The sequence below is a fragment of the Bacillus sp. HMF5848 genome, assembly GCF_003944835.1.
In the GTDB taxonomy this organism is placed as follows: Bacteria; Bacillota; Bacilli; order Bacillales; family HMF5848; genus HMF5848.
Map to the genome: position 1 here is coordinate 1,396,814 of NZ_RWIV01000001.1, position 26,329 is coordinate 1,423,142.

21 protein-coding genes, 1 other RNA gene, 1 CRISPR repeat array and 1 other annotated feature are annotated in these 26,329 nt (G+C 34.6%); of the genes, 19 read left to right on the forward strand and 3 right to left on the reverse strand.

Translation table 11 applies throughout. From position 1 onward, the window contains the following. From cmr3 to ffs, 11 genes are all read left to right on the forward strand, one after another. Positions 1–1,146, forward strand: a complete 1,146-nt coding sequence (gene cmr3 / locus EJF36_RS06605; protein ID WP_185806841.1) for a type III-B CRISPR module-associated protein Cmr3 — start codon at positions 1–3, stop codon at positions 1,144–1,146. Continuing rightward, the gene (gene cmr4 / locus EJF36_RS06610) at positions 1,147–2,067 is read left to right on the forward strand and encodes a type III-B CRISPR module RAMP protein Cmr4 (RefSeq protein WP_125905558.1); all 921 of its coding nucleotides are present in this window, start codon (positions 1,147–1,149) and stop codon (positions 2,065–2,067) included. It begins immediately after the preceding gene. 13 nt (positions 2,068–2,080) lie between these two features. Then, entirely contained in the window at positions 2,081–2,482 is a 402-nt protein-coding gene (gene cmr5 / locus EJF36_RS06615) for a type III-B CRISPR module-associated protein Cmr5 (protein WP_125905559.1), read from the forward strand. A gap of 19 nt (positions 2,483–2,501) precedes the next feature. After that, positions 2,502–3,719, forward strand: a complete 1,218-nt coding sequence (gene cmr6 / locus EJF36_RS06620; RefSeq protein WP_125905560.1) for a type III-B CRISPR module RAMP protein Cmr6 — start codon at positions 2,502–2,504, stop codon at positions 3,717–3,719. A gap of 45 nt (positions 3,720–3,764) precedes the next feature. Beyond that, positions 3,765–4,715, forward strand: a complete 951-nt coding sequence (cas6, locus tag EJF36_RS06625) for a CRISPR system precrRNA processing endoribonuclease RAMP protein Cas6 (RefSeq protein ID WP_125905561.1) — start codon at positions 3,765–3,767, stop codon at positions 4,713–4,715. 25 nt (positions 4,716–4,740) lie between these two features. Next, a complete protein-coding gene (locus EJF36_RS06630; protein WP_185806842.1) occupies positions 4,741–6,003 on the forward strand; it encodes a TIGR02710 family CRISPR-associated CARF protein in 1,263 nt (420 codons plus the stop codon). Between the two features lie 525 nt (positions 6,004–6,528). Then, complete coding sequence (locus EJF36_RS06635) at positions 6,529–7,152, forward strand: hypothetical protein (RefSeq protein ID WP_125905563.1); 624 nt, start codon at positions 6,529–6,531, stop codon at positions 7,150–7,152. After that, positions 7,121–7,618, forward strand: coding sequence for a histidine phosphatase family protein (locus EJF36_RS06640; protein WP_125905564.1), 498 nt, complete (start codon positions 7,121–7,123; stop codon positions 7,616–7,618). The genes EJF36_RS06635 and EJF36_RS06640 overlap by 32 nt, the downstream gene beginning before the upstream one ends. 7 nt (positions 7,619–7,625) lie before the next feature. After that, a complete protein-coding gene (locus EJF36_RS06645; RefSeq protein WP_125905565.1) occupies positions 7,626–7,940 on the forward strand; it encodes a histidine phosphatase family protein in 315 nt (104 codons plus the stop codon). Positions 7,941–7,957: 17 nt separating this feature from the next. Further along, entirely contained in the window at positions 7,958–9,058 is a 1,101-nt protein-coding gene (locus EJF36_RS06650; RefSeq protein WP_125905566.1) for a GTP pyrophosphokinase, read from the forward strand. Between the two features lie 259 nt (positions 9,059–9,317). Continuing rightward, a CRISPR array of direct repeats spans positions 9,318–10,021; the repeat unit is 37 nt; unit sequence GTAGAAATAGCCTCGACTAAATGAGAGGATTAACACA. Positions 10,022–11,124: 1,103 nt separating this feature from the next. After that, positions 11,125–11,205: signal recognition particle sRNA small type (gene ffs / locus EJF36_RS06655), an RNA gene on the forward strand. 329 nt (positions 11,206–11,534) lie between these two features. On the opposite strand, the gene EJF36_RS22010 is transcribed toward ffs, so the two are convergent. From EJF36_RS22010 to EJF36_RS06670, 3 genes are all read right to left on the reverse strand, one after another. Continuing rightward, on the reverse strand, positions 11,535–11,843 hold the full coding sequence (locus EJF36_RS22010; RefSeq protein ID WP_312028255.1) for a site-specific integrase: 309 nt from the start codon (positions 11,841–11,843) through the stop codon (positions 11,535–11,537). A gap of 725 nt (positions 11,844–12,568) precedes the next feature. Then, entirely contained in the window at positions 12,569–13,825 is a 1,257-nt protein-coding gene (locus EJF36_RS06665; protein WP_125905567.1) for an FtsW/RodA/SpoVE family cell cycle protein, read from the reverse strand. Beyond that, positions 13,816–14,160 (reverse strand): PadR family transcriptional regulator, encoded by a 345-nt coding sequence (locus tag EJF36_RS06670; RefSeq protein WP_125905568.1) that lies wholly within the window; start codon positions 14,158–14,160, stop codon positions 13,816–13,818. Before EJF36_RS06670 ends, EJF36_RS06665 begins: the two co-directional genes overlap by 10 nt. Before the next feature lie 671 nt (positions 14,161–14,831). Here EJF36_RS06670 and EJF36_RS06675 point away from each other — a divergent pair. The 8 genes from EJF36_RS06675 to EJF36_RS06720 all read left to right on the forward strand — a co-directional run bounded on the left by EJF36_RS06675 (position 14,832) and on the right by EJF36_RS06720 (position 26,298). Further along, positions 14,832–15,335 (forward strand): hypothetical protein, encoded by a 504-nt coding sequence (locus tag EJF36_RS06675; protein ID WP_125905569.1) that lies wholly within the window; start codon positions 14,832–14,834, stop codon positions 15,333–15,335. A 77-nt stretch (positions 15,336–15,412) separates the two neighbouring features. Next, positions 15,413–15,811, forward strand: a complete 399-nt coding sequence (locus EJF36_RS06680) for a DUF6258 family protein (protein ID WP_125905570.1) — start codon at positions 15,413–15,415, stop codon at positions 15,809–15,811. A gap of 733 nt (positions 15,812–16,544) precedes the next feature. Next, complete coding sequence (gene ltrA, locus EJF36_RS06685) at positions 16,545–18,341, forward strand: group II intron reverse transcriptase/maturase (RefSeq protein WP_125905571.1); 1,797 nt, start codon at positions 16,545–16,547, stop codon at positions 18,339–18,341. Positions 18,342–19,065: 724 nt separating this feature from the next. Beyond that, positions 19,066–19,821 (forward strand): DUF2628 domain-containing protein, encoded by a 756-nt coding sequence (locus EJF36_RS06695; protein ID WP_185806843.1) that lies wholly within the window; start codon positions 19,066–19,068, stop codon positions 19,819–19,821. A gap of 357 nt (positions 19,822–20,178) precedes the next feature. Next, on the forward strand, positions 20,179–20,676 hold the full coding sequence (locus EJF36_RS06700; RefSeq protein ID WP_125905573.1) for a hypothetical protein: 498 nt from the start codon (positions 20,179–20,181) through the stop codon (positions 20,674–20,676). A gap of 837 nt (positions 20,677–21,513) precedes the next feature. Further along, entirely contained in the window at positions 21,514–23,277 is a 1,764-nt protein-coding gene (ltrA, locus tag EJF36_RS06705) for a group II intron reverse transcriptase/maturase (RefSeq protein WP_125905574.1), read from the forward strand. A gap of 474 nt (positions 23,278–23,751) precedes the next feature. Further along, positions 23,752–24,030: a binding site (T-box leader), on the forward strand. Between the two features lie 66 nt (positions 24,031–24,096). Next, entirely contained in the window at positions 24,097–25,731 is a 1,635-nt protein-coding gene (gene metG / locus EJF36_RS06715) for a methionine--tRNA ligase (RefSeq protein ID WP_125905575.1), read from the forward strand. Between the two features lie 114 nt (positions 25,732–25,845). Further along, positions 25,846–26,298, forward strand: a complete 453-nt coding sequence (locus tag EJF36_RS06720; protein WP_125905576.1) for a hypothetical protein — start codon at positions 25,846–25,848, stop codon at positions 26,296–26,298. Positions 26,299–26,329 lie beyond the last annotated feature (31 nt).

Sequence of the window (26,329 nt, forward strand, 5' to 3'; positions counted from 1 at the left end):
TTGACAACTCTATTTTTAAAACCAGTTGATACTTTTTTCTTTAGAGATCACAAGGAACTTACACCAGGTGAGAATTCATCTGCAAATGGTTATTTTCCACCGCGACCAGGGACAGTATATGGTGCAATTCGAAGTGCATATATTCACTATTACAGCGATTTTGTTTCGTTTAATGAAAAGAAAGACGGAAATCTAAAAGAATGGATGGGAACACCTTCAAATCATGGGGGATTTTCGATTAAAGGAACGTTTTTACATGATGGAGAACACTGTTTACTGCCACTTCCTATTGATCATCAAGTGATAAATGGAAAAGAGAAAAGAGAAGCATATCCTTTGCACCTAGTAAAAGAAGAAACATACTCTTCGGATAATAGTTCATACCGTTTATATGGTGTGCGAGATGAAAAATCGAGTTCCGGTGAAGGGCTTTATATTCCACTCGATGAATTTAAGCAGCAGCTCCTGAATAGAGATTCATCTGTATCTCCTGTTGGACTGGATCATTTGCTTGTAAAAGAACCTAAGGTAGGGATTGCTCGGAATTGGGAAACCCGACGTTCAAATGATGGTATGCTTTACCAAATGATAATGAGCCGATTTGTCGAGAAACATGCTGGATCTTCAGGAGGGTTATTGGTAGAATGTGACAATTCTCCCGATTTATCTGATATATCTATTGTTAGTTTAGGTGGGGAAAATAGACCTTGGACAGTAGAAGTACTAGATTCAAAACCATTTTTTTCAGACATGGAGAAGAAAGCAATAGTTGAAGAAATAAAAAGTACCGAAATAGCACGTATGATTTTAGTAAGTCCTGCTATATGGGAGCATGGCAACCTGCCGAATTGCTGGAACCCTGAAACGAACAAGTTACATTTAGCTGATGAACTTTCTGTTGATTTATTAACAATTGCAGTATCTCGTCCTATGACAATTGGTGGATGGGATATAAAAAAACAACGACCAAAGAAACGAAAACATGCAGTATCAGCAGGAACAGTTTTATATGTGCGAGTTCAAAAAGAGCAGGCTGAACAATTTGTAAATACAGTTTTTTCTATGAGACTTACAGATGACTTGGCCCATGAAGGCTATGGATATACAGTTTGTGGAAGTTATAAAATGAAAGAGGAGTGTATATAAATGTATACAAAAGTTGAACCGTTTTTACTATATTGCTTATCATCAGTTCATGCTGGAAGTGGGAGCGAAGTAGGAATAATTGATTTACCAATTCAAAGAGAGCAGCATACTGGCTTTCCTAAAATAGAGAGTTCTTCTTTAAAGGGTGCAATTCGTGCAACAGCAGAAGAAACCAATTCCTTGAACGGAGGAGATCAGAATCAACTTGAGTTAGTTTTTGGAAGTGCTCCAGAAAAGTCAAAAGAGTCATCACAATCTCAAGCAGGCGCTATTGCTCTGTCGGATGCGAGAATTTTGTTATTTCCAGTAAAATCAATTCGTGGAGTATTTGCATGGGTCACATCTCCATTTGTGTTAAATAGGTTTAAAAAAGAAATGTTAATGTATTTAACGAAAAATAGTGAATCATATAAACAAATAGAGAAGCTTGCAATTCCAAATGAAAATACAGTTTCTTCAAGTAGATTACTAGCATCAGGAAATAACATAGTTCTTGAGGAATATACATACGAAGTTCAACAGGAAACTGCCACTTCTGAATTAGCTTCACAACTTAATAGCTGGCTATTTAGAAGTATGGATATGAATTTATCAGAAAACCTTGTTGTGCTAAGTGATGATGACTTTACTGATTTTGTAAAACTATCAACAGAAGTGAATGCAAGAATCAAAATTAACTCTAATACAGGAATAGTTGATAAAGGTGCATTATGGTACGAAGAGAATGTACCTGCAGAAACTGTTTTTTATAGTTTTCTATTTGCGGGAAATGCGAGAGTACTAGACAAAGAAATGAAAGAACAGTATTCAGATGAATGGGTTATATCTTATGTCAAATCAGAAGAAAATATTCCTGAAGTTTTTCAGTTAGGTGGGAACAGCACACTTGGTCGTGGAATGCTTCGAAAAGTATGGATTTAACAGGGGGATTAATATGAATAAAAAGAATGAAACCACTATTGAAAAAATAGAAAATGGTCGTGCAGCTTTTGCTTTCAGAGAAGTAAAGGAGTATATCGAAAAAAATGGACAATCCTCAAAGTTTCGCTCGTATATAAAAAAAATGCCTGCTATGATTCAAGTCAATGGGTTAGGTCAAACCCTTGCATTTTATTATTCAAATCATTCAAAGGAAAAAGAGTATGGTGATATTTATAATATCATTGGGAAATGGTGTTCAATACAGTTGTCAGGTTTAATTAATAGTGAAGATGAATTTGTTGAGCAGGTTATCAACTTAAACAGTAAAAGTTATAAAGTTGTGACAGTCGAAACTCTGTCACTTTTAAATTGGATGAGACGTTTTGCTGATGGAATGATCAGAACTCAAGATTAGAGGAAAGGGGGTAAGATTAATGCCTTTTTACCATCCAATTGATACAAAAGATATTTTTGCAACAATGAATAAATCTTTAATAGATAATTTGTGGTATGTTATTCATTTTAATCAATTCACTCAACATCGTGAGGCAAAAGGTCTAGAGAAAATTAAGCCTATTAAAGAGCAAATCAGCCCGAGCTCTCATGCCTTAGAAGGGTTAAAAAAGACGATGTTATTACGTGAGATGTCTCTATCATCTCTTAACAAGACTCATCATATTTCTATGAAAACAGGAAAGCTTTTAGGGAAGCTCGTACATGGGATGGGGGCTGCGCATGTTCGTGAAACATCGCTGACCCTACATCCACTATATGGTGTCCCATATATTCCGGCTTCAAGCCTTAAAGGAGCATTACGAAATTGGGTTCTTCAAGCTTTTTTCAATGGAAATGAAGTAAGTATTGAAGAGATGGAAGAGCATGGTACAAATAATCAAACAATTGTAAAGATATTTATTGATTTATTTGGTAATCAAGAGAGACGCGGATTACTTCAATGTTATGATGCTTTTTGTGATGATTTTTTATTAAAACCAGATATTTTAACGGTGCATTTTAAAGATTATTATGGTGGGTCTAAACCAGCAACAGACAATCAAAGTCCCAATCCGATTTCCTTCTATGTGGTTGAAAAGGCAAATTTTCACTTTGTCATGACCATGTCTAAAAGAGATGAGACTAGGACTAATTCAGGTTTATCTTCCAAAGAATTATTTATGCTTGCGACAAATTGGTTCGTAACCATGCTAAAAGAGCAAGGTATTGGGTCAAAAACATCATCAGGATATGGCTATTTTAACCAGTTGAGTGATGAAACAGAAGAACGATTGAAAATTCATATTGAAAAGAAAGAAGAATTGCAAAAAAAACAATTTGAAATAGAAGAAGAAAAAAGAAAAGCTTTTGAGGAAGAAGAACAGCGTAAGAAACTAGAGGGAAAATTAGCTGCAATGACACCGAGTGAGCATCTTACTTTTGAGATTGCTAATTTAGATATGAATAAACAATTTGATCAAGATCGTAGTAAAAATGAACTATATGAAAAAGTAATTGAAATGGCAGCATTAGGTGAATTTGAACCAGCAAAAGAACTTAAAAAGTTTTGGCAACAAACGAACTCTTGGAAAGTAAATAAAAAGAAGAAACAATTCGAAAAAGTTAAGAAACTAAAAGAGTTGTTATGTGAGGATTAATTACTTAACATGGGCAACTAAATTTAACTGGAAGGATTTTGACAGATGATTGAACTACAGACACTCGAGTTAGTTTTTCAACTAGAAGCACAAGCATCAGGAAATATGCCTTATAATTCTGGTTCTGTTTTTAGAGGAGTTATTGGGAATGAGTTACACCGTAAATCATGCATCTTCCCAAATAATTCATGTGAGAACTGCCAGTATATTAAGGAATGTTCCTACGGGTCATTATTTCAACCAGTTAGTGATGTATTTGCGCCAAAGTACATGAAAACAATGAAATATTTAACACCCCCTTTTCTTATCGAACCTCCGTTATTTCTACATGGAAGGTGGAAGAAAGGGGAAGAAAAGCAGATTACTATAAAGCTCTTTGGACAATTAACTAAAAAACAAATATTTGACATTATAGACTCTCTTTTTACAATGGGCAAACTTGGTGTAGGACCAGATAGAATTACCTTTAATGTTGTTCAAGCTTATAAGATTTTATCTGATAGCATTCATGACTCTCTACTGGATCAAGGTCAAATAATTATAACCAAACTAATTATGGAAAACAGGTCTTGGGCAACTCATGAAGAAGTTTCTGAACCACTTCTTATTACACTTGACAGTCCGTTAAGAATTCAGAGTAAAGGAAAAATACAACGAACTTTAAACGAACCACTGTTTATTCAGAGTGTAATAAGGCGGGTTAGGTTTTTAATAGATTTATATAGTGTAAATGATAATTTTAATGAAGATATTATTTCACGTGATAATTTAAATGAATTACAATTTGTAAAACAGGATTTTAAATGGGAAAATTTTCGAAGATACTCTTCACGGCAAGAGGAAGAGGTTGATTTAGGAGGAGTTGTTGGAATGTTTCAAATAACGGGCATCCCAACTTCATTTATTCCATGGGTTTGCTGTGGTAGCTATGCACATATAGGTAAACAAACTGTTTTTGGGTTGGGCAAATATAGTGTCTGGAGTTCATTAAATTAAAGTTTATCATGAGAGGACAATGTGTATGGGAATATCTAGTTCTAAAGAAAAAACAGAGTTGATGATTTGTTCAGTTGGTGGTGCTCCTCAGCCAATTCTTTATTCTCTAAAAACAATTCAACCAGAAAATGTTATTTTCTACTGTTCAACATCAACTGTTGAAAATGTAAATGAATTTATTCGTGAATGTCCTTTCATTGTTAAACACTCAGTAATTGAAACAGACAATTGGGAAGATATTGATGAAAATTTACATCTACTTTATAAAAAGCTCCCAGAACATATAAAGCGTCGTAATGTAGAATGGAAAGATATTATAGTCGATTATACTGGCGGGACTAAAACAATGGGTGCTGCACTTGTATTATCAACTGTTGATAAAGGAGTAAAGTATGCTTACGTAAGTGGTAATGAAAGGTCGAAAGAAGGAGTGGGCATTGTTGTAGATGGAACAGAAAAAATTCTGTTAAAAACAAATCCATGGAATTCTATTGCATATGAACAAAGAAAGCAAATTTCAAATATTTTTAATTTGGGGAGATATGATGAGGCAATTCAGTTAGCAAAAACTATTCACAATAATTTAACAGATGCAAGTCATTGGAAAGCAATTTTCAAGGAATTGGCAGTTATATTTGAAGGATATCAAGATTGGGATAAATTTCGACATAAACAAGCAAGAGAGAGTCTTAGGAAAGGATTAAGTAAACTTACTCCTTATCGCTTTGTTGAGGATTCTATTGATTCGTTCTTAAATAAAGTTGAAGGTAATTTTGAAGTACTAGAGCTAAACAATAGCAAGAAAACCTTTGAAAAAAGCACTTTTATCTTACATGACTTGATTGCAAATGCAATACGTCGTGGAAAGCAAGAGCAAAAATATGATGATGCTGTTGCACGACTATACCGTTCTATCGAATTAATCGCTCAAAATCAATTGCTTTCAAAATATGAAATTTATACAGGGAAGTGTTCTGCAGAACAGATTCCTGAAGCTATACGCGAAGAGTATACTAAAAAATACTTAGATGAGGAAAGTAACTTACTAAGGTTTGGCTTACACGCTAGTTACCAATTGTTGTATCATTTAGATGATGAAGTTGGTAAGTTATATGTAAGCCGAAAAGAAGAGATATCTAAACGCCTGACCATTCGAAACAATTCAATACTCGCCCATGGACTAATTCCAGTAACGGAGAAGGGATTTACTGAATTGTTAGAAATTACTTTATCACTATGCCAAATTGATGAAAATGACTTAATACGTTTTCCAAGAATAGACTTATAATATTTTTAAAATTAAAGTCTGGTCTCGAACTGTTTATAAACTATTAAAGTCCTCAAAGTTGTTACTTTTGTAGTGTGATGTTGCATTATTGTGTAAGATGGGTTTAAATATTAATTATTTTAGAAGTTCACGTGTTCGATTACGTCCACTTCTTTAATCACTAATTTCTCTCCAAAAATTAAAATTATTACGATACGTTCTTTATAAAGGATATTTCTGCATTATGTAGAATATATAATTTAGTAATTTTTGGGGGGATAATATTGAAAACATGTCTCATTTCAACTGTTGGGCAGTCCATTACATTAGCAATAAAAGATTTTAGATGAGTCCCAACCGACAAAATCTTGAATATCATTCAAAATTACAAAGTTATTAGAGAGAAAGTTCAGGAAATTTCATCTATAGAAGAATGCCTAGTAAATGGTTTACTAGACAAGACAAAATATCTTTTTTTTCTGTTGCCAGATTCAGAAGAAGGTATTAAGACTGGACAGGTGTTAAAACAATACTTTAGTCAAACATTTGCACAAAATAGAGCTCATTACAGTAGATGGCTTAAGAGAAGATAATCTTCGAATTTATGAGAATGACGGATTACGTAAACTTATACAATACACTTCAAGAATTATTTACAACATGCAAAAGAAAAATGAGAAATGTATTGTCAACGCTAGTGGTGGCGACAACATAGAAACTGCTTTTATTGGGATCATATGCCATGTTTTAAGAGTTCCCGTTTTTTATCAGCTTGATGAATCAAGAAAAGTTATGAGGCTCCCAGCTTTTCCAGTTTCACTGGATTATAATCTTTGGTTAAAGCATTTCTCTTTATTTGATAGATTATATAGACAAGGCTTTCTCTCCACTAATCTTAATCAATTTAGTAAGGATCAGCTCTTAGAATTAAAGGATTTTGTAGAAGTACATGATGATCAATACAGATTAACATCGATTGGGCTGCTAATTCACGAAGCATCACTACATAGATTTGAAGAAGAGGGTCATGTATTTTTACCTGCAGTAAGTTCATCTTCTTCTAATGAAGGAATAGAGTTAAATAAAGAGATACCACTTGCCTTCAAAACGGATTTAGAAGCTATTCTGAACTTGGACTATGTACAAGCAAGAAAATATTTCAAGCTCTAATCAATTTCGGATTAAAAACGTACAAGAAGGCATAACTGAAGCATATTTCTCTGATAAACGTCATACGTGGCAATATGAAATATATACAACAGCTAAAAATGATGAGATTGCTTTAAATGCAGCTTGTGTAGATTTACTATTACGTTTTGGACAACCTTTCGAATCACCAAAACCTGGAACGGTCGAAGTTATATTGATTCGACACGGACAGCATACAGGGGAAAAAGATAATCGAATTGAAGGATGGGCGTATTTTAATCTTACTGACCACGGAAAAGAACAAGCAGCAATACTAGCTCAAAAGTTGAAAAATTCATTTAAAATTCATGCTTTATATAGCAGTTCATTAACTAGGGCAAAAGAGACAGCAGACATTATTGGACATGAAATAGGTTTAAATGCAACAGAAATAGACGATTTAAGAGCGATGAACTATGGTTTAGCACAAGGGTTAACAAAAAGATGAAGCGTATGTGAGGTATCCTCAGCCAAGAGACGTGGATTTACCTGTGAATAAGCACTGGGGACGAGAAAACGAGTTTGAATTCACTCAAAGAATTATTGAAATCTTTTATGAAATATACTATGCTCATCCTGGGCAAACAGTAGCTATTGTCACTCATGGAAGAGCAATTGGGACAATTTTAAGAGAAGTACTACATATGCCAATGGGAGAGAATTTTAGAATAGCTGCTGCGGATACATCTATTCATCATTTTGTATTAGGTCCAAATAGAACAGTTATCCGTTCATTAAATAATGCTGAACATCTAAAGATGTTTATATAAATAGGTAGGTGCTTTAGTTGAATAGACAACAAAATACTGTTATTCTAAAAGACTATGAAAGCAAAAGGGATCTTTTAGAAGATTATGCTCAGGAAGTTCAATCTATAATTGAAGACATTCTAGAAGTAAATAGTATTCATTTTCATTCAGTTTCTTGTAGAGTTAAAGAAAAAGATAGTTTGGCAAAAAAAATAAATAAACTAGGAAAGAGTTATCAAAGTCTTGAGGATGTTACAGATGTAGTTGGATTTCGCATTATAACGTATTTTAGTGAAGATGTTGATATTGTAGCAGATATTATTAACTCTGAATTTGTTATCGACAACCAAAACTCTATTGATAAACGTGCGTCACTAGACCCAGATAGATTTGGGTATTTATCTTTACACTACATTATTGAACTTCCAGAACAACGTTTACAACTTACGGAGTATAGAAAATTCTCAAAAATTAAAGCAGAAATTCAAATACGTTCAATATTACAACACACGTGGGCAGAAATTGAGCATGACTTAGGTTATAAGGTAAAAGAACAGATTCCGTATGAATTTAGAAGAAGTTTTTCGAGAATAGCAGGATTACTAGAGGTAGCAGATTTGGAGTTTGCTCGTTTACGTTCGGAGTTAGCCGATTTTGAGAAAAATTTTGCTTTACTATTACAAGAAAGTCCATATACTATCAATATTAATGAAGTTTCTTTACAGCAGTTTTTAAAAATTGATCCTACAATTAATAAAATTGAAGAAGAACATTTTAATATATCTTTTGATGATTATGTATTAGATGACATCGTATTGAGAAGTTTAGTTGATCAATTACATTACTTAGGTATTAAAAATATAGGACAACTTAATGATTACTTGGAACAGTATAAAGACTTTATTAATATCTTTGTGCAATATACACATCCTAAAGAAATACATCTCAAACCTTTGGGGGTATCTCTTCAGTATTTATGCATAATTTTAATAGCTAAAACTCAGTCATTAGATAAGGTTATAGATTTCATAAATGGTTACTCCAATCCACTATTTAATAACACAGAAAATTTTGAGGGTGAAGCGAGAAAACTCATTGATTTATTTAATCAATACTCAAAGAGCATTTTAAAGCAGTGATTTACATTACCACTTTTTTATTAAGTAGAATACACGGTCTAAAATATAACCAAAAACAGTATAGGTGTACATCGAGAATTTAGGGAACCTAAACAAAGATATAACGAGTATGCAAGAGGAATATAGAGTATATAAATTTTGTGAATTGTTTACTGAATACAAGTTTACATAACGTGGTAGTTTAGAAATTTCTGAAATTTAGACCGTGTAATTTTAGCTCTTGAAACCCTTGGAGCTCTAAGGGTAAAATTAGGGTGCAGTAGAAATAGCCTCGACTAAATGAGAGGATTAACACACTTGTTGGAAGTTAATCCCATAAAACTCGAGCTGGGAGTAGAAATAGCCTCGACTAAATGAGAGGATTAACACTTTTTTTGCCCTCATGGACCAAAAACACGATAATGAATGTAGAAATAGCCTCGACTAAATGAGAGGATTAACACACCTAGGTTATGTTTTAACAATCCACCCAAATACGCGGTAGAAATAGCCTCGACTAAATGAGAGGATTAACACAATTCATGCCGTTCTAACGTAAAACTAGCAGGAATATCGTAGAAATAGCCTCGACTAAATGAGAGGATTAACACATGTTCTCTTGCAGTAATTTCTAAGTCTGGATTATGATCGTAGAAATAGCCTCGACTAAATGAGAGGATTAACACATAACGATTGACGGTTTAAGTGAAACCTTCTTTTTTTTGTAGAAATAGCCTCGACTAAATGAGAGGATTAACACAAGTCAATGTCCGTGACATTAAAGAATAAATTCGAAATAGTAGAAATAGCCTCGACTAAATGAGAGGATTAACACATATAACCGTTTAAAGAATTTATTTTGCAACGGATTTGTAGAAATAGCCTCGACTAAATGAGAGGATTAACACAATTCACAGTATGAATAGCCAATGCCGCTCAGTCTTTCGGTAGAAATAGCCTCGACTAAATGAGAGGATTAACACACCACAAAAAAAGTCCCTTTAAAGTATTTGTTTTTTGTGGATTAGATCAGTAGCGTAATAAAAGGTATTGCTGCAATAAGAAATAATGCTAAAAGGTTCAATATGTAAGTAATTAAACAAAGTAGAAAAATTATTCAGCTGTACCATACTGTATTAGTCAAATTTATGAAACAGACCACCTGTTACCAACTTGCTAACACATTTGCTAACAAACTTATTTTTCTTGGTTAAATTTATTTTACTGAGTTAGTTTTGAAACACTTTAAAACCTTATTAAATCAAGCTTTTTTTAACTAGATGAAATTGATTTAATTCATTAAACAAAATTGACAGGGTAGAGGTCGCTGGTTCGAACCCAGTCGGAATCATACTGTAACAGAAGCCGTAAGTCCTTAATATATAAGGGTTTGCGGTTTTCTTTTTTTGTTTTAGTCTTAACAAGCTTTTCATAGTAATTTAATTGGCGACGAATTACTAAGTGAGGTAATAGCTGTTTAAAGAGGGGCATACAAGTGAATTAACTGCAGAAACATCACCTATGACATTACTCGTTATGTTTGGGAGACAATTATAAAAGAGGTAACCTTATAGTTCCCCCTTAAAACTTACTTACTATCATGTTCTGTTTCTACTGTGTCTAACTCAGAAAAGTCTATTTTCTCATTCGTTGCATTTATTATCTCAATTATCATTCGTCTTTACACATACTTGCTTCATTGATCATATTAATCTTTTTTCTTTAAAATCATTAATTACTTGTTGTTTGCTAAGGTTATCTGTATCTCTAATAATAATCTCTATCCAACTTTTAAACGAGGCCTTCATTATTTCAGCTCTAGTTTGACTTATGAAAGGGTGATCTATGCTTAAGTGTTCCTGTAAAGCATTAGTAACTAGTCTTTTCGTAAATGTCATTATCCAATGCTTTTAATTCTTCCAACTTGTAAAATATCTTTTAACTCCGCAGCTGTTAACACAAGTGGGTAATTATCAGTGTGATTTCTTGCATCCATGTTTCAGTTTCAAATACTTCCAAATAGTATATTGGATAGCATTTAACATTATTTAGTTATTTCTTTTTATCCGAATGCTTGTTATTATATAAACATGCCAAGGCAGAGCTGTGAAATGTGTCAGGATCGGAAGATAGCAGCACTAAACAGACTCCTGTTTGTGGTAATACATACTATAGTTAAGGTCTCCTATTTGATTTAGGAGACCTTTTTCTTTTGACTAATTGTAGAAAATATTGGCGGTTTTTTAAGGTAGGCGTGATTTGATCTCACTTACGTAAGGGTTCAATAGTATTCTTACGCCTTGTTATCTTTATAATAATCCCCATTAACTGGATAACATGAAAAATATGCTAAACTACTATAATGAATAATCGATAGACATACATTAGGTAGCGTAATGTGAATCTTAGTGGAAAATATATGTTTACCAACTACTAACTGCACAGTAGACTACATACTACGCAACAAAGAAGCTAACATTTTCTTGAACAATGAGCTCTAATAAAGAGTTTTAAAGGTACCCTGTAATGTAGTACCTTTATCTGAATGATAAAAAGTTAATTTAGAAGTACTTTCTATAAAATTCTCTGTTACAAAAATAGCTGGATCTTGATCCGTTCGAACTTGAATATAACGTTTTAACCAAATGTCGCATCGGATATTAAAATACACTTCACGTTCCTTATCTCCCTTCCCTCTTACAATGGCGGAACGATCTGTCCAATTAATACAGTTGCGGTCTAATGAAACAACCTCTCCAATCCGGCAACCTGTTGAAAACATAAACTCAAATATGGCTTTCTCCATTGGAGTATGGCAAGCTTCCCTCAAGTGCTCGATTTCCCTTTCGGTTAAAAACTTAGGGATTCTCTTCCCCACTTTTGGTTCTTTGATCTTCGAAGCTGAATTCACAGGAATATGGCATTCTTCATGTAACCACCGAAAGAATGACCGAATAAATCGAACTCTGTGGGCAAGGCTTTAGGGCTTTAATCCTTCACTGGATGAAGCTAAGTAATCCTTAATTCCTTGTGTGGTAATCGACTGAACATTAATATCTTGAAAGTGGCGGACTAAGAGGTTTGCCTGAAGACGGTAGGCGTTTAGGGTATGGGGTGTGAAAACCCTTCAATTCGTTTTTCCGCTTTGTAGGCTTCCCAGGCTTTTGTTAGTATCACGTAAAATCCCTCCATTTAATTAACTTCATTTAGAGGAATTATTTCCATATTCAAGGAAACAAAGAACAAACAATCGTCATTCTTTGGTATGATTTAGGTATGAAAATCATGGGGATTGTGAAATAGTGATCTTAAACTAAAGGGCAGGAATGTGTAATAAGAAAGTCGTCATTCTTTAATGCATAGTGTACTTATACAGGGTGAACAATGATTGGCATAGTCATCTGTTATTTTTTGATATTTTGTTTTGAAGTTATTTACACTTAAACTAATTTACGCATCCTGAATGAAAAAAATAATTCCCCTTTTATATGATCACGAAGAGGGGAATTAAGGGTATATCACTATAATAGTTTAAGTATTATTCTTTACGTCCAACCAGAGTATATCAGCTGCTTTTCGTCTTCTGAATATGCTTAAAATCAGACCTACTGCAATCATCTCCAACAATATATGTGAGCCTCCAAAGCTCATGAATGGCATGGCTACACCAGGTAAAGGTGATAAGCCCAGGTTTGTCAGGATACTTAGTATAAATTGGCTTGCAAAGGTTACTGCCAACCCTATAGCCAGCATTTTACCATAAACGAAATGAACGCTTTTCGCAGCACTCAATATTCTCCAAATAAAAAACACAACCAATACGAAAACAATAATCGCGGCTAACCAGCCAAATGAATAGAGGATGTACGTAAATATAAAATCTGTATGCACTTCAGAAATTAAATTGGGGGTTAGATTAAGACTATTTCCAATAAAATCAGATGCACCTAACTTCTTAATATCCTTGGTATAATTTTGAGATAGAACCAACAGGTTGAAGATTGGCCATATAGAGGTAGCTACTGCGAATGTTATTGCTTGTTTAAGACTGGCTCTAGATCCAAACATAATGGCGGTGCAGCCAATAATACAAATGATAGAAGTTGCTATGGCGCTTGTTGTTAATAACAATAAGACAGGGAATGCCAGAATACCTACTCCAAGCCAAGATTTTCGAGCATCATTCCAATTCCAAGAATGAAAGATTCCAGCAAAGGACATAACCAGGAGAAAAGGAGTAATCTCGGTAAAATTAATATTGGCAAAGCCTAAGATTAAAAAAGGAACCCCATCGACTCTAACGCCAAAAAGAACAGTTATTAATAGAATTAGGACCGTTCCCGCATATAGGTGTTTGGAGAACTTTAATAACTTTCTATAATCAAACATAGACAAGCTTAGCATCAGCACAATTCCTAACAAGTAAAAGATAAGACTTTTATTAAATACTTTCATATCCTGAATCTCTGTAAAAGTAGAATGAAATTGTAAAAAATACATTACTAGTAATCCAAACAGTGAAGCTATCATTACTGGAAGTAAGGTTTTGATATCCATTGAGGCTTTATGAGTCTCGTTAAGCTGCTTTCCAAGCAACTTTACATCTCCCATACGAGCCAATGCTTGATCGATTGCCTTTTCTTCTGAGAGTCCAGCAAGCAAGGCTTCCTCTTTAAGTGTCTGAAGATGATCACTTATTTCAAGTTTTATACTAGCGTGTACATCTTTATTTCTTATTTGTTTACACAATTCTTTAATATATACTTCAAACTCGTTTTCTAATCCCATACGATTTTCTCTCCTTTCAACACTTCGTCCACTGCAGTCTTAAAGATTGACCATTCTTCTTTTTTTTCCTTTATAAATTCCTTACCTTTCTCATTGATTTTATAATATTTTCTCTTTCTCTTCCCGTGGCCTTCTTCCCAATATGAAATAATCAGTCCTTTATCTTCAAGGGTGTGCAGGATGGGATAAATCGTTCCTTCTTTAAAACTAAAAACTCCCTCAGACTTCATTTCCAACTCTTTAATAATTTCATAGCCATACATTGGTTTTGAATTAAGTAGGCTTAAAATAAGAGTAGTGGTACTACCTTTTAGCAATTCTTTACTAATCTTCATAGCAGTCTCCCTCCGATACATATTATTCGTATGCATAGTAATCATAGGTATATGTTATATTACGTATTTATGTGTGTCAATTCTTTTAATACAGCTTTTTGATTCTAATAAGGGTAATTTAGTTGAATCTACTCTAATCACAAGGAAATTAACCGCTTTATCAAAAATCATTCTCCCAAATCGATGAACAACACTAGTATCATATTTATATTTAGTATCTTAAGTACTAAAGGGAAAAAGATGAAATTGATAATAAATTTATTCGTATTATTAAATAAGTGCTGTTTTTCGAATACGGTTTTAGTTTGGACGGGTGTTTTTATAAAGAAAGAAACAAAGAGAAACTAAGTTTGATCTTATATAGGTTAACGTTAGTAATAGTTATTTGTCCTTTGCTTTTAGTGTCGCTAAAGTGTTCTATAATTACATAAATCTTCTAGGTTTAAACGTACAGGCAAGGATATTACTATTTGTTATGATTAGTGCATTACTTCAACTGAAAACATATAAAATAGATTATAAAGACGATGTATTTAAGAAGTAATATTCAACTAAAGGGTGCAAAAGTGGAACAAGGGATTGCGGTCAGCAAATGCTGATCGCTTTACTAAATATGAGGCAGAATAGTTGAACAAGCCTTCTAATAAAAATTAGTCGTATAGGTGGTAAGCGTGGAAAATAAATTAGAAAAGTTACTAAGAGAAAACAAATCGAGAATGGCGAAGAAACAACTTATTGATGACTTAATGAAACTGCACGAGATAGATATTTCCGAAAAAGAGTTTATTGACTTTAGTATATCTAAGGAAGTGCATAAAAAGGTTTATGAGCGAATAAAAACTGACAACAATATTAAAACCATAACCTTTCCTTACGATGAAGAAAAACTGATGTCAAATATTAACTTTATATTCGATTACTTAAAAAAACATGAAGATAAAAAAGTGTTGTTCTACCCCTCTGCATTTGGATTTTATTTTAAGAGTAGTAATCAACTTTATCTTGAATATCCAATTGCTATTACTTCACCTTTGTCAGAATGCAAACAGATTATTATTAAGTTAATGTTAGAAATGCACGATGATTTAATAATATTATCAGAAGAATTAAATTTTGGTTTTGTTTTGAGTGAAGATGAATATTCTTGTGTGAGCATTGAATATTGGGAGGAATAATAACTTTCTTTATTGCGTTAACGGAGGCATTGCTTCAACAAGGATAAATCTCTCCAAATAAGTTAGGGAGTTTGAATATGAATAATCCAATTGAATTTTTAAATACCATTTACTTTGGAGATAGATATTGTGAAAGAATAAATATTGAAGGCGATGTTGTCGAACTCCAAATAAACTTGGTTTCTCGTATAAGAAGGAATTCAGGCGAGTGGAACTTTTATAGTGCTGAAGATATTGAGAATGGGGTACTTGTTTTTAGTGGTGTTGAGGAGGTTCAATATGACGACACAGAACTGTTACCCAATGACGAAATTTATAACATATCCGTAAAGCCATTAGAAAACAATTATGAATTTAAAATTGAAGCTGGTCATGTAAATCAGAATGCAGAGCATTACGACGTAATTATCATACTCATTGCAAAAGAACTTTACTTAAAAGACCCGAAAAATCCAAATACAAAAATCGTAAATTGAAAATTTCTTGTTAAGCTAAAGGGGGCGCGCGACAAGTTCTGTAATAAGCGTTTCTGACGTGAAACACAGTGAATTCACAAGATGAATTCTAACTTTACAAGGGAGAATAGGAATGATGGAACCATGTTTCCTGAAACTATTCCATCAATACTCCTGCGTGCGTTATAACTAGCAGATTATAAGGTGCGAAGCACAGGTGGATTCGGTTGAACTGAGGCTGAAGCCATTCCAGCAGGAAAAGGTATGCTGACGGATAGACCGCATGGCTGAAAAACTAGATACGGTGAGAATAGTTCTAATAGCTAGAGAACTGACGAACTTCTGAAGGTACGGGTCTAAAGTTAGAACATGGGGAAACTTATGTCCCTTCTTACGAAGGGGTGAGTGGTGTAGAGTAAAAATGCCTCCTCTGAAATACATCATATCGAACAACGGCGATATCCAGCTCACAGGCTTACAGGAAGCACCTACGTCTAGAACGGATAGCTACTTTGTAAGGTACTTGGGAAGTAAGAAACATCGAAACGTGGACTGCTATCCTAGATGGTTGCTATAAGGCAAACGCCGAAACGTATTTATTCTTGCGAAGGTAGGGGTACGACCGAAGAAACATCTGTAATGGGTGCGGAGGAACAGCCCCAAGTCTAGTAATATTAACGGTTATTTTCCTAATGTGAATTGCACCGGTCGGGTAAGAACGTGGGAACATCACCTTAGAAAGGATGATGCCACAGTGCAAACGCTACGGTATTGGGATTACTACGATATGACAGATACTTTTTCCGAACTCTATGATAAATCGTCTAAAGAGGAATCATTCTCTCATCTATACGACATCATTACATCTAGGAAAAACATTCTATTAGCCTATCGAACGATCAAGTCGAATAAAGGTTCAAAGACTGCGGGGACAGACAAAAAAACGATTGATGACTTGAAGAAACTTACAGAAAGTCAAATCGTGCACGAAATTCGAAACAAGTTAAAGAATTACCGCCCGAAAAAAGTGAGACGGAAACTAATTGAGAAAGAAAATGGCAAGTGGAGACCGCTAGGTATCCCATGTATTATAGATAGAATCATTCAACAATGCTTCAGGCAAGTGCTTGAACCAATTATGGAGGCAAGGTTTTACAAACACAGTTACGGATTTAGACCGTTAAGGTCTACACATCATGCAATGGCTAGAGTACAATTCCTTATCAATCAAGCTTCACTTCACTATGTGGTGGATATTGATATCAAAGGATTCTTTGATAACATCAACCATAACCGTTTAATGAAGCAACTTTGGAATATTGGAATCCACGACCGGCAAATTCTGGCTTGCATCTCTAGGATGTTAAAAGCTGAAATTGATGGTGAAGGCATTCCTTCAAGGGGTGTACCTCAAGGCGGCCTGTTATCGCCGTTATTATCAAACGTGGTACTAAACGACTTAGACCATTGGATAGCTGAACAGTGGGAGTTCTTCCCCCTTCACAAAGATTATAAAACCCGTGAGGGTGAGCTTTATGCCAAGAAACGAACGAATTTGAAAGAGGGCTACCTCGTCCGCTATGCGGACGACTTCAAAGTACTTTGTCGTGATTGGAAAACAGCTCAAAAATGGTATCATGCTATTAAATCATACTTAAAGCAACGTTTGAAATTGGATATATCGCCAGAAAAATCTCAAATTATTAACCTAAGAAAAAGACAATCAGAATTTCTTGGGTTTACAATCCGTGCGAATAAAAAAGGGAAAAAGAGAGTAGCGCATACAGGCTTGAAAGAAAATAAGAAACGTAAAATCAAAGAAGCATATAAGAACTACGTTCTAAAGTTACGAGCCTCGCCAACTACTCAAAATGCTTTACTCTTTAACAGTTTTATCTTAGGTATTCATAATTATTTTAATCGTGCCACCCACGTCTACACAGAGTTCTCACGACTTGCCTATGACTTGCGAGCCTTTATTTATAATCGTCTGAAAGCTGTTGGGAAATTTACTTATCCTACTAAAGCTCCACCAACTTATAAGAAATTTTACAGTTTAGGAGCCAAAACCTTTAGAATAGCCAATGTTCATCTCTTTCCTTTAGCTGATGTCAAAACGAAACATGCAATGAATTTCAGCCAGAATCTAACACCTTTCACGTCAGAAGGAAGAGTGCGAATACATAAGCGATTACGCTTAGAGATTCAGCGAGAAATTGCGCTATTACTGGAGTCGAACATCCAAACACGAAGTGTTGAGTATATAGATAATCGCATCAGTCGGTACAGTATGAAAATGGGAAAATGTGAAGTTACAGGCGTATTTCTTCAAGCTCATGAAGTACACTGCCATCATTACATTCCTGTGAAACTCGGTGGAGATGATACTTTCAATAATCTAAGAATTCTCCACAAAGATATACATACAGTTATTCACCAAACAGACGAAAAGGCAATACATTCACGACTAAAAGGCTTTAACATTACAAAGCCAATGCTTAAAAAATTGAACTCCTATCGTGAAAAGTGCGGGTTAAAATCAATCACGTAACTTCAATTCTAGTTAAGTAACAAGGAACTTATAATCAAGTACGTATTATTAGATGGAACGCGGAATGACAGGAAACTGTCACGTTCCGTGCGGAGCAGGGGAAAAGCCGGAGATAACTTCAAACGCTTACCTATTGCTAACTTTAGTTAAAGAAAAAGATATAGATTTTAGTGTCAATATAGCTCCATAAACTAGAAAAACGGCTTGCAAAACTGATGTCTGTTTTGCAAGCCGTTTTCATTTCCATTTATATGATATGCACCTCAAAACGGAACCTTTACCAAATTGGCAAAGGGTTCTTTTTTGGAGTGCAAAACGCGAAAAAGCAACACAAATAATATGCTAAATCACATTAAGTTTTAGTATGCCATTTTTTATTGATATATCAAGGCTTATGGCATTTTATATGCTAAAACACCAACCATTTTATTTGATCATAACCTGTCTGACATTCAATAGATTAGTTTCTTTATTGGGAAAATTCAAATGAACTTTACCAATCATGGATTAATAACTTACAGCTTTGTCCTGTATTACAGATTGATATTGACTCATACGATTGTGAAGATCATGATTCTCTTCAAGAAATCGTGGATACAATTTCAACCATTTTACATAAGGATACACGTATTCAAAGAGTTCGTTAAAAACGGGCTCTTTTTTGGTTTTTCTTATTCATAAATGAGGATACTATGCTTAAATCGTTCAATGGATGGAGGGTATAATGGATTATTCAGAGCACATACCAAATGATGAAGAACAGGTACAGGAGCTTCTCCCCTTTGTTGGAAAAAGACAAGAATTTTACAGTAAAAAATGGGCACAGTTTAAGAATCAAAAGAACAACCTTTCGTGGAACTGGGCTGCGTTCTTACTCGGATTTGTATGGTTGGTTTATCGGAAAATGTACTTATATGGATACTTGGCTTTAGCAATAATCATTACAGTAGATATAATCTATATACTCATACTGAAAGAAGCAATGAGTAGTAGCGTTTTTGCTGGAACATTTATCATATTCGGATTAAGTGGCAACCAGTTTTATTTAGACTTTGTAAAAAAACAAGTTAATAAAATAAAACAGGCTGACTTAGGAGAGTCTGAACGTATAAAGAAAATGAAGAAACAAGGCGGAGTCAGCTGGAAAGGTGTACTTTTATATCTAGTTGTCTTTATCATATACAGCTTTAGTATCACTTTACTTGAGGAAAAAGTATATGTTTCATATATGGAACCACTTTTCTTACAAGCTGTCCAACTTCAGCAGGAAGATAAGCATGCTGAGGCAATCTCCATTTATAAAGAGATCGAAAATAAAGATTATCCTATCCCCGCTTTATATTACAATCTTGCACTTTCTTACTTCCAAATCGGTGATAGAGAAAATGCAACAAAAACAATACAAACTCTGCTTAAACTGACACCGGAAGATAAAGATGCATTAGAACTCAAAAATCAGATTATATTGGATGAAGAATAATTTGTAAGTCCTCTGTATGTTAGGGGGCTTTCTCAACTTATTATGCCTGCACAAGCAGAGCGCTGGAATATCTTTCGTTATATCCCTTATATTTCTAGATTTGTGTATCCTTTTTGGCATTATTACACCATTATTTATAAAAAATGATAGAAAACGCATATATCGTTATAAACAATAGGTCAATTCCAAAGGTATTGCGTTAACGGGGTGCGAATATTAAATAAGGAGTAATCGGCTTCGGTAACTCTTATTGTCTATAAAGGTTTATTAGGAAAAATTAATTAATTGAACATAGTAATCATACATTACCGAAGAGTAATTACAGTTATAGAAACTATAAAAAAGGCAGGCGTAAATATGAGGGGAGCTGTAATTCTGTGTGTACTGATACTAGGATCTTTATTCAGTAGTATCGCAGGGTGTTCGCAGGAAAATGATGAAAATATAACGACAATTCGAACCTTTTTGGCGAATGAGTTTACGGGGCCAAATGAAGAACTAACTGATATTCTTGATAAAGGGCCATATCCACCCGAATTACAAGTCTATCTAGAACATAACTATAAGGATTTTGTAAAGGATTTAGGTCTAATGTTTAATAACGGTCACGTTTTGACATTTTTAAGACTAGCTTATATAAATGGATACCAATTGAGTCCCATTTCTATTGACGTTAAAAAAATAGAAACCACTCTAAATAATACCTATGATTACAAAGTCGAAGTAGAATACAGTAAAAATGAAAAAACAGAAACAGCTATCGTTATTGGAATAATCAACCTTGATGATGATGGGGATATTTTATTAATTCGAAAGCTTGAAGACCACGGATTATTAGAACAACTAAGACATTAGACGAAGATGAAAAACAATTTAGCTAGTTCAACTAAAGGGGGCTAATCTTCAAGAAGGAGATTGGCTTTTCTTGTGGGAATTACTTTACTAACGAGGCAGCGCGACAAGTTCTGTCATAAGCACTAATGTGTGAAACGACAGAGGATTTCTTCGGAAATCCTAACTTTATAACCGAGGGTAGGAATGATAAAACCACGTATTTTGAAACTATCCCATTAATACTCTTGCATGCGTCATAATTTACATGTTATGGGGTTTGGAGCTCAGGGGAAGTCGGCAGAACAAAGGCTGAAGCCATTCCTTATGGAAAAGGTATGCCAATGGATATGCCGGATGGCTGAAAAACTAAATATGGTGAGAATTTTCTTGTGGAGAAGAACAGACAAACCTCCGAATTTACGGGTCTAAAGTTACGAGCAATAGGAAACTATTGTCCCATCTTATGGTGGGGTGAGTGATGTGGAGTAAAAATTGCTTCTATGAAACACATTATACTGAACTATGGCGGTATCCAGCTCACAGGCTTACAGGAGGCACCTAAGTTTAGAACGGATAGCTAGGTTATAAGGGACTTGGAAAGTAAGGAACGTTGATTCAAGGGGTGTCACCCGAAACGGTTGCTATAAGTGTTATGCGAAATGCATTTGTCCTTATGAGGGTAGGGGTACGACTGAGGAATCCTTTGTAATAAAGGTGGAGGAACAGCCCCAAGTCTGACGAGTGTTAATAATTATCTTTCAATTGTGCATTGCACCGGTCGGGTAAGAATGTGGGAACATCTATTCATAAAGGAATGATGCCACAGTGCAAGCTCTAAGGTATTGGGATTACTACAATATGACTGACACCTTTACAGACTTACATCAGCGAGCTAAGAATAATGAAAGATTCAAGTATTTGTATGACATTATCACTTCTAATAATAATATTCTATTAGCTTATCGCACAATCAAGTCAAATAAAGGCTCTAAGACCCCGGGTACAGACGGAAAAACTATTTTAGATATTGAGAAACTAACTGACAACCAATTAATAGATGAAATAAGACGACAGCTAAAGAATTATCGCCCAAAGAAAGTAAGACGAAAACTAATAGAAAAAGATAATGGAAAAATGCGGCCACTAGGCATTCCATGTATTCTCGACAGGATTATTCAACAGTGTTTTAAACAAGTGCTAGAACCAATTGCAGAAGCTCATTTCTATAATCATAGCTATGGATTCAGACCTCTAAGGTCAGCACATCATGCAATGGCAAGAATTCAATTTCTCATAAATCGTTCACAACTCCATTATGTTGTAGACATTGACATAAAAGGATTCTTTGACAATATCAATCATACGTTACTGCTTAAACAACTATGGAATTTAGGTATTCAGGACAGACAAGTAATTGCCTGTATAGCTAAAATGCTTAAAGCTAAAATAGAGGGCGAAGGCATTCCTAAAAAAGGATCACCGCAAGGTGGCTTACTATCACCTCTACTTTCGAATATTGTACTTAATGAGTTGGACCAATGGGTAGCGAAACAGTGGGAATTATTTCCTCTTGATAGTGCATTTAAGACCAGGGAAGGTGAACTTCTCGCAAAAAAGCGCACTCAATTAAAAGAAGGTTACTTAGTGCGTTATGCAGACGACTTTAAAATACTATGTAGAGACTGGAAAACAGCCGAGAAATGGTATCACGCAGTAAAACTATTCCTAAAAGAACGATTAAAACTGGACATATCACCAGAAAAATCGAAGATTATTAATCTACGTAAACATGAATCTGTTTTTCTTGGATTCACCATACGTGCAAATCCTAAAGGTAAAAAACGAGTAGCTCACACTTTCGTTCGAGCCGAGAAAGTACAGAAAATAAAAGCCGAAGCAAAGAAACGAATTGAAGTACTTCGCTCTTCGCCAACGGTTGAAAATGCTTTACGTTTCAACAGTTTTGTCCTAGGGTTACATAATTATTTTAGCAGAGCTACACATGTTAACTTAGCGTTCTCACGTCTTGCCTATGAAATGCGTGCAATGATGTACAATCGTCTTAAGCCAATTGGGAAATTCGCACATCCAACGAATCCACCCCCAACTTATAAAAAATTTTATAGCTTGGGATTCAAGACTTTCAAAATTGCTGGTATTCACCTTTTTCCACTCGCAAATGTTCAGACGAAACATGTAGTGAACTTCACACAGAGTCGGACTCCATTCACGGTGGAGGGTCGAGAGCAGATTATTAATAATCTGCATAAGAATATAAGGCAAGAAATAGCCTTATTGTTGGAGTCGAAAATCTCGACACGTAGTGTCGAATATATGGACAACAGAATTAGTAGATATAGTATGAAAAAAGGAATCTGTGAAATTACAGGATTATTCATTCAAGCACAATATGTGCACTGTCACCACTATATTCCTATACACCTAGGTGGAAGTGACAAGTTTCATAACTTGCGCATCCTACACAAAAGTGTGCATAAACTAATCCATATGACAGATTCGGCTAAGATTGATTTACTCAAAAAAAGTTTAGGCATCACAGAACCGATGCTTATAAAAATCAATAAATATCGGGAAAAATGCGAGTTAGAGCAGATTAAATAATCCTAAACATCAAGAGTAACTTGAAACTTATAATTAATATAACATCGTTAGATGGAACGCGGAGTGCTTGGAAACTGGCACGCTCCGTGTGGAGCAGGGGAAAAGCCGGAGATAACTTCAAACGCTTACCTATTGCTACGGAATGTGGAAGATGAAACTTTTTAGTTAGTCAAACGTATTTGTAATAAATAGGTAATTGTAAGGGGGGATTAAGGTTTTCTCAAATATATTAGTTCCAGTTATTATTTTAGTCGCATTAGTAGGGGTAATTGGTGTTGTATATTGGTTATATAAATCCTTTAAAAAGTAAATGCAATTGCACTAACAGGTGCAAGAGTAGAACAAGGGGTTGTTTGACCGCAGCTCGTGTTACATTAAAAAACAATGTTAGTTACATCTTCAATTAATTGAAAATAAAAATAAATTTATATTGACTTTATGATTATTTTTAAATAAACTTTCTTTAATTACTAAATAAAGGCTTTGAAGAGAAAAAGTAAAATGATATTGTTTTTCACCAGAGAGCTTCGGTAGCTGAAAAGAAGCAAAAACAATCATTTGAAAAATGGTCTCTGAGCTTCGTACTGAACATACTTTAATGTATAAGTAGGCTGCGACGAGTTTTGGCACTCGTTATCAATGTCACAGTATAAGAGTAGCATTTAATACTACTCCGTACTTGTTGAGGCATTTAGTGTGAGCTATTTGCGAATTAGGGTGGTACCACGAGGAAATTAAAACCTTGTCCTTAACTATTACAGTTAAGGGCGAGGTTTTTTTGTTTTCAAAAATTAAAGTCATATCAGGAGGTTATTATTAATGAGTATTTTTATTGGTGGAGCTTGGGCTTATGCGAACGGCTCATTACATTTAGGTCATATTTCAAGTTTGTTGCCTGGAGATATTCTTGCGAGATATTACCGTTTAAAGGGAGAAGAAGTCTTATATGTTTCGGGAAGCGATTGTAATGGAACTCCTATTGCGATTAAAGCAAAACAAGAAGGTGTAACGCCAAAAGAGATTGCTGACCATTATCATCAGGAATTCGCAGATTGCTTTGCAAGATTAGGATTCACATATGACTCATATACAAGGACGGATACAACTCATCACCACAAATTCGTTCAAGATATATTTTTAGAGTTGCTTAAAAGAGGATACATCTATAAAAAGGAAATTGAACAAACCTATTGTGAATATGATCAGCAATTTTTACCTGATCGTTATGTTGAGGGGGGGTGTCCTCATTGTGGTGCAAATGCACGAGGTGACCAATGTGACGCTTGTTCTAGTGTGTTAGAACCACTTGATTTGCTTGATAGAAAATGTAAAATATGCGGAAATTCGCCTACAACAAGGTTTACAGAGCATTTCTACTTTTCTTTAAGTTCATTCCAAAATGTATTGGAAAACTATACGCAAGAAGCAGAAGACAAGAACTTATGGCGGCAAAATGCTATTTCTCTTACGAAACGCTATTTAAAGGAAGGACTACAAGATAGAGCCGTTTCAAGAGATTTGCCTATTGGGGTAAGTGTTCCAGTGGCTGGATATGAAGAAAAGAAAATCTATGTATGGATTGAGGCTGTATCAGGTTACTACACAGCAAGTAAACTATGGGCGAAGGAAACAAATAATGATGATACAACGTTTTGGGATTCCTCTACTCAATCTTATTATGTTCACGGGAAAGATAATATCCCTTTCCATTCGATTATATGGGCTGGAATTCTTGCTGGTCTTGGAAAGGAACCATTACCAACGCATATCGTTTCAAACGAGTATTTGACTTTGGAAAAGAAAAAATTATCTACAAGTAAAAATTGGGCTGTTTGGATTCCAGATATTTTAGAAAGGTACGAACCTGATTCCATACGGTATTTCCTAACAATCAACGCACCAGAGAACCGAGATGCTGATTTTTCTTGGAAAGAGTTCATATATAGCCATAATAGCGAGTTATTAGGTGCTTATGGCAACTTCGTTAATCGGACTTTAAAATTTATAGAAAAGTCATTTGCTGGTGTTATTCCTGAAAAGGACATAACTTCGCATATTCAGGCTAAAGTTAATCACTTATACAATGAAGTAGGTGGTTGCATAGAAACTGCTGCCTTCAAACAAGGATTAGAAAAAGTATTTGAACTTGTTAGATTTTCAAACAAATACTTTGATGAGCAACAACCTTGGAAACAAATAAAGGATGATACCGAGTCTTGCGAACAAACTCTGGCGGATTGCGTTTATCTTATTGCAAATTTAGCTCATATCCTTACTCCATTCCTCCCTTTTTCAAGCGAAAATGTCAAAAAAATGATAAACACACCAGAAACCGAATGGAGGGCGTTTGTTGTTAAATCACAGCATTTGTCAAAAGTAGAACCGTTATTTGAACGAATAGACCCAGTAAAAATTGAAGAAGAGCTTGAAGGGTTAAACAAACAAACTTTTTAGAGAATGTGAAAGGTTACACTTAAAGTAAAGAGTGCGAATGCTCAACAAGAGAATGCGTTCAGTTTCGGCATATCATTTTACATCTATGTAAATAGTTAGAAATATGAAGGAGGCTTGCATGAAAAAGTTTTTAGTCGCGTTTATTTTGGTTTTATCGGTGCCATCATAACTTTCAACATAAATAACAATCAACTAACACATCAACCTGTTCCATTAAAAAAAATTGAAGAGGTTGTCGTTTTTCAAGAATATTATAAAGTTGAAAATGGTGGAGGGGGAGTTACAATTGAACATCTTGATTTTAGTTTAGACAAAACGGAAACCGAAGCAATACAACTTGTTCAATGGTTCAATTCAGTTTCTAACGAAGATATAATACTTGAAAATGAACTTCCTCGTGCATTAGCAGGTGTGTCCTTTGAGATGAAGAATAGAAGAGTAGTAGTCTATTATCATGAAGGTATATTTTATGTTTCTAACAGAGACAAGTTATATTCTTTCGTCAATAATGATATGAAGAAATACTTGGATAAAACCCTAAAACAAAACGGTGCAAATACAAAATAAGTGTTGTTGCACTAAAGGATGCGATTGTGGA